This window comes from Protofrankia sp. BMG5.30 (assembly GCF_001983005.1).
Taxonomy (GTDB): Bacteria; Actinomycetota; Actinomycetes; order Frankiales; family Frankiaceae; genus Protofrankia; species Protofrankia coriariae.
In genome coordinates this window covers 58614-70380 of sequence record NZ_MOME01000026.1, presented here as the reverse complement: position 1 = coordinate 70380, position 11767 = coordinate 58614, and the positions used below count along the sequence as shown (strand labels likewise).

The 11767-nt window shown below is 72.4% G+C and carries 14 protein-coding genes; 13 read left to right on the top strand and 1 reads right to left on the bottom strand.

The window, feature by feature from the left end:
• Window positions 1-139 precede the first annotated feature (139 nt).
• From BL254_RS15725 to nusB, 12 genes are all read left to right on the top strand, one after another.
• Window positions 140-661 (top strand): DUF948 domain-containing protein, encoded by a 522-nt coding sequence (locus tag BL254_RS15725; RefSeq protein WP_076843778.1) that lies wholly within the window; start codon window positions 140-142, stop codon window positions 659-661.
• Entirely contained in the window at window positions 661-951 is a 291-nt protein-coding gene (locus BL254_RS15720) for a DUF6167 family protein (protein WP_076843824.1), read from the top strand. The genes BL254_RS15725 and BL254_RS15720 overlap by 1 nt, the downstream gene beginning before the upstream one ends.
• A 48-nt stretch (window positions 952-999) precedes the next feature.
• The gene (gene ruvX, locus BL254_RS15715; RefSeq protein WP_047224513.1) at window positions 1000-1494 is read left to right on the top strand and encodes a Holliday junction resolvase RuvX; all 495 of its coding nucleotides are present in this window, start codon (window positions 1000-1002) and stop codon (window positions 1492-1494) included.
• A complete protein-coding gene (mltG, locus tag BL254_RS15710; RefSeq protein ID WP_047224514.1) occupies window positions 1491-2684 on the top strand; it encodes an endolytic transglycosylase MltG in 1194 nt (397 codons plus the stop codon). The genes ruvX and mltG overlap by 4 nt, the downstream gene beginning before the upstream one ends.
• Complete coding sequence (locus BL254_RS15705) at window positions 2681-3784, top strand: shikimate dehydrogenase (RefSeq protein WP_076843776.1); 1104 nt, start codon at window positions 2681-2683, stop codon at window positions 3782-3784. Before mltG ends, BL254_RS15705 begins: the two co-directional genes overlap by 4 nt.
• A 64-nt stretch (window positions 3785-3848) precedes the next feature.
• Complete coding sequence (locus BL254_RS15700; protein ID WP_083731128.1) at window positions 3849-4655, top strand: A24 family peptidase; 807 nt, start codon at window positions 3849-3851, stop codon at window positions 4653-4655.
• An 82-nt stretch (window positions 4656-4737) separates the two neighbouring features.
• The gene (gene aroC / locus BL254_RS15695; protein WP_076843775.1) at window positions 4738-5973 is read left to right on the top strand and encodes a chorismate synthase; all 1236 of its coding nucleotides are present in this window, start codon (window positions 4738-4740) and stop codon (window positions 5971-5973) included.
• 25 nt (window positions 5974-5998) lie between these two features.
• On the top strand, window positions 5999-6703 hold the full coding sequence (locus tag BL254_RS15690) for a shikimate kinase (RefSeq protein ID WP_076843773.1): 705 nt from the start codon (window positions 5999-6001) through the stop codon (window positions 6701-6703).
• Between the two features lie 35 nt (window positions 6704-6738).
• Window positions 6739-7869 (top strand): 3-dehydroquinate synthase, encoded by a 1131-nt coding sequence (aroB, locus tag BL254_RS15685; RefSeq protein ID WP_076843822.1) that lies wholly within the window; start codon window positions 6739-6741, stop codon window positions 7867-7869.
• 132 nt (window positions 7870-8001) lie between these two features.
• Window positions 8002-8484, top strand: a complete 483-nt coding sequence (locus BL254_RS15680) for a type II 3-dehydroquinate dehydratase (protein ID WP_076843771.1) — start codon at window positions 8002-8004, stop codon at window positions 8482-8484.
• A 248-nt stretch (window positions 8485-8732) separates the two neighbouring features.
• A complete protein-coding gene (efp, locus tag BL254_RS15675) occupies window positions 8733-9296 on the top strand; it encodes an elongation factor P (protein WP_013874519.1) in 564 nt (187 codons plus the stop codon).
• Window positions 9293-9709, top strand: coding sequence for a transcription antitermination factor NusB (nusB, locus tag BL254_RS15670; protein ID WP_013874518.1), 417 nt, complete (start codon window positions 9293-9295; stop codon window positions 9707-9709). Before efp ends, nusB begins: the two co-directional genes overlap by 4 nt.
• A 521-nt stretch (window positions 9710-10230) precedes the next feature.
• Here nusB and BL254_RS15665 read toward each other — a convergent pair.
• On the bottom strand, window positions 10231-10731 hold the full coding sequence (locus tag BL254_RS15665) for a transcriptional regulator (protein WP_013874517.1): 501 nt from the start codon (window positions 10729-10731) through the stop codon (window positions 10231-10233).
• 310 nt (window positions 10732-11041) lie between these two features.
• On the opposite strand from BL254_RS15665, the gene pyrR reads away from it, so the two are divergent.
• Entirely contained in the window at window positions 11042-11668 is a 627-nt protein-coding gene (gene pyrR / locus BL254_RS15660) for a bifunctional pyr operon transcriptional regulator/uracil phosphoribosyltransferase PyrR (protein WP_076843769.1), read from the top strand.
• Window positions 11669-11767: the final 99 nt, after the last annotated feature.

Here is an 11767-nt window from a genome sequence, read left to right as displayed (position 1 = left end):
TCGCGGTGCYGGTGCGGCCGGTGTAGGGGGCCTGGTCGCGGAAATCCTGGACGTTCGGTCGCGCAGTTTGTCACGAATGTACGGCTTGTCACAAAGGTGTGGCCGGGTCACGGCCCCTGACAGCGGAGGCAGGGCACACATGTCCGGTGGTGCGATCGCGGRACTGATCGCGGCGGGGGCGTTCTCCGTGCTCGTCCTGTTCGGCTGCTACGTGTTGTTCAAGCTCGGGAAGATCTTCGACGAGGCGGCCGCCCGGGTCCGTCAGACCGGGCTGGCCATCGACGAGGGCACCGCGCGCGTGCGGCAGGCGGGCGCGACGGTGGACGAGGTGAACCAGGCGCTCAGCCACGTGAACAAGGAACTCGACCGGGTCGACGCCATCACGGCGAACGTACAGACGATCTCGACGAACATCTCCTCGCTCACGTCGCTGTTCGCGGCGACGGTCGGCGGCCCGGTCGTACGGGTCGCGGCGTTCTCGTACGGGGTCCGGCGGGCGGCGGCGAAGCGGGCCCGCGCCGACATCGAGTCACAGATCACGACGGAGATCAAGGCGGAGCGGGCGGCGCAGCGAGCCTCCCGGCGGGCCGCCCGGCGGGCCGGCTCCGCCGCGCCGGCGGCCACGGTTCGCGGGGCCGACGTCGACAGCCGGAGCGCATGATGCCGCGGGTGTTCTACATCGCGCTCGGCGCGGCGGTGGGAGTGGTGACCGTGCGGCGTGCCGCCCGCGCCGTCTCCACCCTCACTCCGCAGCACCTTGCCGGGTCCCTCGTAGAGTCGGTGCAGGATTTCCTGGCCGACGTCCGGGAAGGGATGGCCGAGCGGGAGGATGAGCTTCGCCAGGCGCTGGGGCTGGATGACACCGGGCCGGACGACACCGGTGACGCGCGCGGTGCCGGCGGCCCGCCCGGCGCCGACRCCCCGGGTATCCCCGGTGCCCGTTCCGCGTGAGCGCGTCCCGGTATCGGCCCAGGCATCGGCCCGCCCCGGCGGTCCGCGATGAACCGCCGGACGGGGGTGCACGTCGGTATCGATGTGGGCACAGTCAGAATAGGGGTCGCGGCCAGCGATCCTGACGCGAGGATCGCGTTCCCGGTGACGACGCTGCGACGGGACACCCGGCTGAACAGCGATCTCGACGAGATTGCGATGATTGTGCGCGATCGTCATGCGGTGGAGGTCGTCGTGGGTCTCCCGACACGGTTGTCTGGTCTCCCGGGGCCGGCGGCCCGTAAGGCCCGGGAATACGCCGACCTGCTGGCGGCCCGCGTCGCCCCTGTCCCGGTGCGGCTCGTCGACGAGCGGCTGACCACGGTCGTGGCCCACCGCCGGATGGCCGAGCGTGGCCTGCGCGCACGGGACCGTCGCGCAGTCGTAGACCAGGAGGCAGCGGTGCAGATCCTGCAGTCCGCCCTGGACATCCCGCATGACGCGGGGGCGTCCGATGCCGTGGCCACCCGGCGTGAGCCGGATCGCCACGCGGACGACACGTGATCGGGGACGACCTCGACGAGCTGCTCGATGACACATCAGGCAGCCGGGCGTCGTACCGCGGGCGACCCACCGGTGGTGGCCGTGGTAGCCACGGTGGTCATGGCGGTCGCGGCGGCCGTGGCCGGGCTCGGCGGCGGGGCCGTACCGCGCCCAAGCTTATCGCGATCCTGGTGGTGGTGGCCGGGATCCTCTGCGGTGGGATCTACGGCGCGGGCAAGGTGATCGGGCGCGTCACGGCCGGTGAGTCGGCGATCGACTATTCCGGGCCCGGTGACGGCTCGGTCATCATCCAGATCCAGGCCGGCTCGACCGCCCGGGACATCGCCCGGGTGCTCGCCTCCGCCGAGGTCGTGCGGACACCGGCCGCCTTCGTCAACGCGGCCGCGGCCGACGAACGGTCGCGTTCCATCCAGCCCGGCTTCTACAGGCTCAAGCAGCACCTGCGGGCGGCCGACGCGCTGGCCACGCTGCTCGACGTGAAGTCCCACACCCTGTTCCGGCTCACCATCACCGAGGGCATGACCGTCAAACAGGTGCTCACGACGCTGGCGGAACGCACCGGCCAGCCGCTCTCCACGCTCGAGGAGATCGTGAAGAACCCGGGCGAGCTCCAGCTGCCGTCGTACGCGACCGGTGTCGAGGGCTATCTGTACCCCTTCACCTACGATCTGCGACCAGGCGCCTCCGCGACCGCCACGCTCAAGAGCTTCGTCGACAGGTTCAGGACGGAGACGGCCGCTCTCGATATCGAGGCGGGCGCGGCCGCGCTGGGGCGCACCCCTCAGGACATCATCACGATCGCCTCCATCATCGAGCGTGAGGTGAAGAACCCGGACGAGGGGCCGAAGGTCGCCCGGGTCATCTACAACCGGCTCACCGACACCTCCGGCCGGTTCCGCCGCCTCGACCTGGACTCGACCACCCGGTACGCCCTCAGCGAGTACGAGGGCCCGCTGACCCAGAGCCAGCTCGCCAGCAACAACCCCTACAACACGCGCAGGGTGGCGGGCCTGCCACCGGGGGCCATCTCCAACCCGGGGAAGTGGGCGCTGGAGTCCGCCCTGCACCCGGTCGACGGGCCGTGGATGTACTTCGTGTCCCTGCCGAGGTCGAACGTGACGATCTTCGCGACGACGGACCGGGAGTGGCAGGAGGCACTCGCCCGCTACCGCTCCGAGGGCGGGTCATGACCGCCAGAGGCCACCGGCCGCGAGCGGCCGTCGCGGGAATGCCGATAGCGCACTCGCTGTCACCGGTGATGCACCATGCGGCATATCGCGCGCTGGGAATCGACTGGGACTACACTGCGGTCGCCTGCGACGACAGCGCGATCGGCGACCTGATCGCGCGGGTGCGCACCGAACCGGGCTGGGTCGGCCTGTCGCTGACCATGCCGCTCAAACGGGCCGTCCTGGCCTTCCTCGACCGGATCGACGACACCGCCGCGGCCGTCGGCGCCGTCAACACCGTCGTCGTCGAACGCGATGGCTCTCACGGCAGTGGCTACCGCGGCAGTGGCCACCGCGACGCCGGACGCGATGCCGGAGGTGCCGTCCAGCGGGACGCCGGCCGGGATGCCGGGGAGGACCGCGCTGCCAGGCGGGCTGCCGGGCACGCCGCCGGGCAGGAACGTGCCGCGGACGCCGGGCCCGTGCGGCTGGCCGGCTTCAACACCGACGTCGCCGGAACGGCGCATGCCGTGACAACGGTCCTCGGCAACGGGCGGGCACCGCGCAGCCCGCTCGTCATCGGCGCCGGGGGCACTGCCCGGGCCGTGCTCGCCGCGCTTGCCGCGCTCGGCGCCGAGCGGGCCGACATCCTCGCCCGCCGCCCGCCGGCCGCAGCCCCCCTGGCCGAGATCGGCACCTCTCTCGGGCTGGCCGTCACCGTCCACCGCTGGGACACCACCGGCACCGGGCCCGCCGCGCCCACGCCCCAGGCGAAACCGTCGGACCTGTCGGATCCGACGGACCTTGTGGACCTGGCGGACCCGGTGGACCCGGTGGAGCTCCTTGCCGCCGCCGACGTCGTGCTCGCGACCACGCCGGCCGGCGTCACCGACGAGCTCGCGCGCAGGCCGTGGCCCGCCTCGACCGCCCTGGTCGAACTGCTCTACCACCCGTGGCCCACCCGGCTCGCCGCCGCCGCGCGGGCGGCCGGGGCGCCGGTCGCCGGTGGGCTGGTCGTGCTGGCCGCCCAGGCGGTCGGGCAGGTCCGGCTGTTCACCGGCGCCGAGGTGGACGTGGACCTGCTCCTGACCGCGGGCGAAGCCGCCCTGGCGGCACGGTGAACGTCCCGCCGCCCGGATCCGCGGGCGTCACCCCCGCCGGGCCCACCCATCCGCCATATCCGCCGTGCCCGCCGGACTCGTCACGCCCGCCGCGCCCGCCCTGCCCGACACATCCGCCGTACTCGACACGTTCGTCGTACCCGCCGGGTCCGCCCCGTCCGCCCCGTCCGCTGTGCCCGTGACACCGGCCGTGCCGGGCGGGTCGGCCATGTCGACCGGGTCGGTCGTGCTGGTTGTCGCGATCGTCCTCGCCGTCCTGTGCGTCGTCCCGGGGCTGACCCGCATGGTGGGCCTCTTCGGGCCGGTGGCGGGGGAACAGCCGCGCCGGCCGGCGCCGACCCCGGACACCCTGGGCCTGCTCACGGCCACCGTCGTCGTCGCGTTCGCGGCCAAGCTGACCGATCATGTCGCCTGGCTGCCGGCGTACGCCTACCTCGGGGTGGTCGGCGTGCTCCTGGCCGCCGTCGACGCCCGGGTCCACCGGCTGCCCGACGTGATCACCCTGCCGTCCTACCCGGTCCTGGCCGGGCTGTTCGGCATCGCCGCGGTCCTGGACGGCGGCCCGGGGCGCTGGGTGCGCGCCGTCCTCGTGGCAGTGGCCGTGCTCGCCCTGTTCACGGCCTTCTGGGCGCTGCCCGGCGCCGGTCTGGGCTTCGGCGACGTGAAGCTGTCCGGTCTGCTCGGTGGCGCGCTCGGCTGGCTCGGCGTCCCGGTGGCCCTCACCGGGCTGCTGGCCGGGATCGCCCTTGCCGGGGTGTGGGCGCTGGTCCTGATGGTGACGCGGCGGGCAGGCCGGCGGACATCGATCGCCTACGGGCCGTTCCTACTGACGGGGGCGTTCGTCGGCGTCCTCGGCTGGAACGCGGGATAGCCTCCCGGACCATTCCCGTCTCGCGGGCATCCCGGTCGAAGGAGCTGGTTCCGGCGCGCCGGTGGCGTGGAAGACTGGCCTCATGCTGCGTTGGTTGACTGCCGGGGAGTCGCACGGGCCGGCTCTGGTGGCGACCGTGGAGGGGCTGCCGGCCGGTATCCGGGTGTCCAGCTCCCTGATCGCCGACGAACTCGCCCGACGTCGGCTCGGGCACGGGCGGGGCGCCCGGATGAGCTTCGAGCGGGACGAGGTCGAGCTGCTCGGCGGGGTCCRCCACGGCCTGACCCTGGGCGGCCCGGTGAGCGTCGTCGTCCGCAACACCGAGTGGCCGAAGTGGCGGGAGGTCATGGCGCCGGATCCGGTCGACGCCGAGGGGCTTGCCAGGTTGGCCCGCAACGCCCCCCTGACCCGCCCCCGGCCCGGCCATGCGGATCTTGCCGGTATGCAGAAGTACGGGTTCGACGACGCCCGCCCGGTGCTGGAACGGGCCAGCGCCCGGGAGACTGCGGCCCGTGTCGCGCTGGGCACGATCGCCAAGGCCCTGCTGCGGCAGGCGTACGGCATCGAGGTCGTCTCGCACGTGGTGTCGATCGGCGCTGTCGAGGTGCCGCCCGGCTCACCGTTGCCCCAGCCGGCCGCGATGGACGTGGTGGACGCCGACCCGGTCCGCTGCGCCGACCCGGCGACGAGCGTGCGGATGGTCGCCGAGATCGACGCCGCCCACCGGGACGCCGACACCCTGGGCGGGATCGTCGAGGTGCTCGCCTATGGCTGCCCGCCGGGGCTGGGCAGCTACGTGCACGGCGACCGCCGCCTCGACGCGCGGATCGCCGGGGAGCTGATGGGCATCCAGGCGATCAAAGGTGTGGAGTTCGGCGACGGCTTCACCACGGCCCGTCGCCGCGGGTCGCAGGCCCACGACGAGATCGAGTCGGTGCCCGCCGGGGACGCCCCGGAAGCGGCGGCGCACCCTGGGGGCATCTACCGGGTGCGGCGCGCCACCGACCGCGCCGGCGGTGTCGAAGGGGGGATGACCACCGGGGAGCCGCTGCGGGTCCGGGCCGCCATGAAGCCGATCTCGACGCTGTCCCGGCCCCTGTCGACGATCGACGTCGCCACCGGGGAGCGGGCGGTCGCGATCGCGCAGCGCTCGGACGTGTGCGCGGTACCCGCCGCCGGGGTGGTCGGCGAGGCCATGGTGGCGCTGGTGATCGCCGACGCGGCCCTGGAGAAGTTCGGCGGCGACTCGGTGGAGGAGTCCCGCCGCAACTGTGAGACGTACCTGAAGTCCCTGATCGTCAGATCGGAGCCGATATGATCGCCGCTGTCCTGGTGGCGGCCCGGTGACCGGCTCTCCGGACGCCGCCGGCGCCGCTGCCACTGGCGCCGCTGACAGCGGCGCCGCCGACGGTGTCGCCCTTGGCAGCGTTGCCGCTGAGGGTGCCGCCGCCGGCAGCGCTGCCGCGGCGGCCCGCGTGCGGCGGCCGGTCGTGGTGCTCGTGGGCCCGCCCGGGTCGGGGAAGACCACGGTCGGACGGCTGCTGGCGCGGCGGCTGGACGTGGCCTTCCGGGACACCGACGTCGACGTCGAGGCCCGGGCCGGGCGGTCCGTCGCCGACATCTTCGTCGAGCTGGGGGAGGAGCACTTCCGCGCCCTGGAACGGGAGGCCGTCGCCCACGCCCTGGCCGAGCACGACGGGGTGCTCGCCCTCGGCGGCGGGGCCGTGCTGGACGAGGCCACCCGGCGGTCGCTGCGCGGGCACACCGTCGTCCACCTCGACGTCGGGGTCCACGACGCGGTGGCCAGGGTCGGCCTGGCCCGGGACCGGCCACTGCTGGTCGAGGGGCCGCGCACCAGGATCGCCGCGATGCTGCGAGCCCGCGCGCCGTTGTACGCCGAAGTCGCCTCCGCGGTGGTGGGCACCGTGGGGCACACACCTGAGGAGGTGGTCGGGTTGGTCGAGAAGCTGCTGGTGGACCACCGGCATCACGATCATGTTGTCGCGTCGCCGGCGGGCCGGCTGCCCGGGCCGTTGGTCAGGCCGTGACGGCATCGTCCACGGCCCCGGTCCCCGCCGCCCCGCTGGGGTCCCCGGGGGAGCYGGCCGCCGGCGACGCGGTGACCCGCATCGAGGTCGCGCCCACCGGCGAACGTCCCTACCAGGTCGTGGTCGGCGCGGGCCTGCTCGGTGAGCTCGCCGAGCAGGTCGCCGGCCGTACCCGGGCCGCGGTCATCCACCCCCGCGCGCTGCGGGCGACCGCGGAGGCCGTGGTCACGGATCTGCGGGAGACCGCGAAGGTCGAGGCCCACGCGGTCGAGGTCCCCGACGGCGAGGAGGCCAAGCAGGCGCGCGTCGCCGGTTTCTGCTGGGACGTCCTCGGCCAGGTCGGCCTCACCCGCGACGATGTCGTGATCGGTCTCGGCGGCGGGGCGACGACCGACCTCGCCGGCTTCGTGGCGGCCACCTGGCTGCGCGGCGTCGACCTCGTGCAGGTCCCGACCACGGTCCTGGGGATGGTGGACGCGGCGATCGGCGGCAAGACCGGGATCGACATCGACGCCGGCAAGAACCTCGTCGGGGCCTTCCACCACCCGCTCGCCGTGTTCGCCGACCTGGCGACGCTGGCGAGCCTGCCCGCCAACGAGCGGATCTCGGGCCTGGCCGAGGTCGTGAAGGCCGGTTTCATCGCCGATCCGGCCATCCTCGACCTGCTCGAGGACGACCCGAGCGGGCTGCGCCACCAGCGTGAGCTGATCGAACGGTCGATCCGGGTGAAGGCCGCGGTGGTGTCGGCCGACCCGCGGGAGGCCGGCCGGCGGGAGATCCTCAACTACGGGCACACCCTCGGGCACGCCATCGAGAAGGTCGAGGGGTTCAGCTGGCGGCACGGCGCCGCGGTGTCGGTCGGGATGGTCTTCGCCGCCTCGCTGAGCCGGCTCGCGCTGGGGCTTGACGAGCCCACCGCCGACCGGCACCGGGCGCTGCTCGAACGGATCGGGCTGCCCACCGTCTATCGGGCGGACCACTGGCCGGCGCTGCTCGACGCGATGCGGCTGGACAAGAAGAGCCGCGGCCGGCGGCTGCGGTTCGTCGTCCTCGAGGGGCTCGGCCGGCCGCGCATCCTTGAGGACCCGGATCGGGCGCTGGTCGTGGCCGCGTTCTCGGAGGTGGCCCGGGAGCTGTCGGACCTCCCCGGCGGGGACGAGCGGTGACGGCACCGTGACGCCCGCGGGCCAGGCGCACGCGGGCGAAGGCCCGTCGGGCCCCGGCGCGCCGGGGCCTGCCCACGAGGACGCGGCCATGAAGGCTCAGCCGCTGAAGGCTCAGCCGTTGAAGGCCCGGACGTGAAAGTTCTGGTGCTCAGCGGGGCGAACCTCGGCCGGCTGGGGCTGCGGGAGCCGGCGGTGTACGGCAGCCGCAGCTACGCCGATCTGGTGACGGCCTGCCAGAAGCTGGCCGGGGAACTCGGCCTGGCGGCGGACTGCCGGCAGACCGACGACGAGGCCACGATGTTGCGCTGGCTGCACGAGGCCGCCGACCTCGGCGTCCCGGTCGTGCTGAACCCGGGTGCGTGGTCGCACTACTCCTACGCGCTGCGCGACGCGGCCGCGCAGGTGACGGGCCCGCTGATCGAGGTCCACCTGAGCCAGACCCATGCCAGGGAGGAGTTCCGGCACCACAGCGTGATCAGCGCGGTGGCGACCGKGACCATCACCGGTCTCGGTTTCGACTCCTACCTCCTCGCCCTGCGCACGATCGCGGCCCGCACCCACGGTGCCAGCGCACCAGCGGATCCACCCCACCCAGCCGACCAAGCCCCCGCCTGACACCCCGCCCTCTCCCGGACGCTGCGTAGTCATCCACAACCGTCGTAGCACTGCGATGCCGACCGGGCAGGCGGTGCGCGACTGGCCGCCATCCCCGGGCTGCGCCGAAGGCGCTGCCCGGGGAGGCCGTGCAGGGGGCGGGGTCCTCGGGCCGCGCCGAAGGCGCTGCCCGGGGCAGACTAGACTTTCGTGGGATCCCCGTCAGTCGAACGGACCAACCTGCTGGTCCGGCTGGAGAGTTGTGCGCAGTGGCAACCACAAATGATCTGAAGAACGGCATGACGCTCGACCTCGACGGCACCCTGTGGAACGTCGTCGGGTTTCAGCACGTCAAACCCGGGAAGGGCGGGGCCTTCGTCCGGACGACGTTGAAGAACGTGCTGACCGGCAAGGTTGTCGACCGTACCTTCAACGCCGGAGTGAAGGTCGAGGTGGCGACCGTCGACCGGCGTGAGATGAGTTTCCTCTACCGCGACGGCGCTGATTTCGTCTTCATGGACAGCGAGTCGTTCGACCAGATCCCGATCCCGCCGGCGGTTGTGGGCGATGCGGCGGACTACATCCTGGAGAACGCGACGGCGACGGTCGCGCTGCACGACGGGGAGCCGCTCTACGTGGAGCTGCCCGCCAGCGTCGAACTGGTCATCGCGGCGACCGAGCCCGGTGTCCAGGGCGACCGTTCCACYGGTGGCAACAAGCCGGCGACGCTGGAGACCGGTGCCACGATCCAGGTGCCGCTGTTCATCACCACCGGGGAGAAGGTCAAGGTGGACACCAGAGACGGCCGTTACCTGGGCCGGGTGACGAGCTGAGCGCCCGGTCGAAGGCCCGCAAGCGCGCTCTCGACATCCTTTACGAGGCGGACCTGCGCGGGAGCAGCTTCACCGAGACGCTCGCGCAGCGGCTCGCCCAGTCCGATCCGCCGGTGCCCGAATACACGGTCTCGCTCGTCGAGGGTGTCGTCGAGCGGCTTGCCGACATCGACGAGATGCTTTCCGACCATGCCGAGGAATGGACCCTCGAGCGTATGCCGCCGGTGGACCGCAACATTCTGCGGATCGGCGCGCTGGAACTGCTGTGGCGTGAGGACATCCCCGACGGGGTGGCCATCGACGAGGCGGTGGCGCTGGCCGGGCTGGTGTCGACCGAGCGGTCGCCGGTCTTTGTCAACGGGCTGCTGGCGCGCCTGCTCGACCTCAAACTGGGCCGGACCTCGCGCTCGTAGGAGCACCCGCGTGCTCGTAGGAGCAACTGCGCGCTCGCAGGAGCCTCGTAGGAGCACAGAGGAGCACAGAGGAGCACAGAGGAGCACAACGGCTCGTAGAAGGCCCGTCATGGGAGACCCATGGGAACAGGGAGGCCCGCCGCAACAGTGGCCTCTTGCGGGAACAGCGTTGAGGTCCTGTTCGTTCGAGAGCTGGGTAGTCCCCGGCCCGGTCGGATGACATCCTGGGGATGTCCCGACCAGGCCGGGGACGAACCGGCTAAACCTGTTCACCTTCCGTCGGCGGCAGGAGGAAGCGAGCTGCCGCCGTCAGCCGCCCGGGCCTGTTGACGCCCGTGACGGTGGTGTGCGCGGAGACGACAGTGGCTCCGCCGGTGGCCGAGCGGACCTGCGAGCAGGTCTGGTGGCCTCGCCGCGAGTGGTCCTGTCGGTGGCCAGYCGGATCCACGCTCACGTTCCGCGGCGACGCGAAAAAGTTGTCCGCGCCGCCTACGGTCAGGCGGGGCCCGGGCGGCGGCCGGTCAGGCCGATTCGCTGATTCCGGCTTCCTGGCCCTGCTCCGGGCTCAGGACGCCCCATGAGACGAGCTGCTCGGTGAGCTTGCTCGGCGAGGTGTCGTAGATGACCGCCAGGGAACGCAGGTCCTCGTACCGGATGGACAGTACGCGGCCGTTGTAGTCCCCGCGCTGGCTCTGGATGGTCGCCGCATAGCGGGCGAGTGGGCCGCCGTGTTCCTTCGGAACCTGGGAAAGCCGTTCCAGGTCGAGGACGATGCGCGGAGACTGCTCGAGCGGAGCCACGGTGGAACCCTCGGGGAGGAGCTCTCCCACGGGGACACCGTAGAACTCGGCCAGTTCGGACAGGCGCTGCACCGTAACAGCGCGATCTCCGCGTTCGTAGGAGCCCACGACGACAGCCTTCCAGCGCCCGTGCGACTTCTCCTCGACGCCATGAAGCGAGAGCCCCTGCTGGGTGCGTATTGCTCGCAGYCGAGCACCGAGCGCCTTCGCATAGTCGGACATCGGAGTGCCCACTCCCGTCGTGGTCGATCAGGTGGAACCGGGGCTCTTGCCGCCGGTGGTTACCGATAGTAGTCCTGGGTCGGTTGTCGCTCACCACCAGGGGGGTCGTGTCGACACTTTCTTTGTACCACTTTCTGTAGCCCATCGATTGCACTAGGCGTTACGGGTAAGGAATTTCTGTGTCACGGACCGTTCGTGTGCGGGCGGTTCCTGTTAGGTAACGTGCAGTGACAATGCGTRCTGCCTGATACCGTCATCCGGACCGCTCCTTTAAGGACCGTCCCGTGAGGCGGGGAAGGAGGGCCCGGGTATGACCACGCCCGCCCCAGGTAGGCCCACCCCGGACAGGCCCACCCCAGGTACGTCCGGATCAGGCACCCCCGGCGGCCCCGGYACGGCCCGCACGGTGCTCTCCGGCGCGGACATCGGCCGGGTGCTCACCCGGATGGCCCACCAGATCCTGGAGAAGACCGCCGGTGGGAACGGTGTCGTGCTCCTCGGTATACCCACCCGCGGCGTCCCACTGGCCCGCCGRCTCGCCGACCGGGTCCGGGCGGTCGAAGGCGTCGAGCTCGGCGTGGGCTMGCTCGACCCGACCATGCACCGTGACGACCTCCAGTTGCGTGCCGTCCGGCCGCTGGCGGTGACCGACCTGCCGGACGGCGGGATCGACGGCCGCACGGTGATCCTGGTGGACGACGTCCTGTTCTCCGGCCGGACGGTGCGGGCGGCGCTCGACGCGTTGGCGCAGTTCGGCCGGCCCCGGGTGGTGCAGCTCGCGGTGCTGGTGGACCGCGGGCACCGGGAGCTGCCGATCCGGGCCGACTACGTCGGCAAGAACATGCCGACGTCCAGGCAGGAGGCCGTCGCGGTCCGCCTCACCGAGACCGACGACCGGGACGCCGTGATGATCCTGTCGGAAGGAGCGGGCCGATGAGTCCGGGGGGCGCGCCGGAGCGCCCGGCGTGCCGGCACGGYCAGGCCGTTCCGCCGCCGCCCGCCGCGACCGTGAGCGGGCCGGCCGCGAACGGGGGCC

What these genes read in the sequence shown, in the direction of transcription:
- ruvX (WP_047224513.1), top strand. Translation starts at nt 1,000, where the DNA reads ATGAACCGCCGGACGGGGGTGCACGTCGGTATCGATGTGGGCACAGTC.
- BL254_RS15705 (WP_076843776.1), top strand. Translation starts at nt 2,681, where the DNA reads ATGACCGCCAGAGGCCACCGGCCGCGAGCGGCCGTCGCGGGAATGCCG.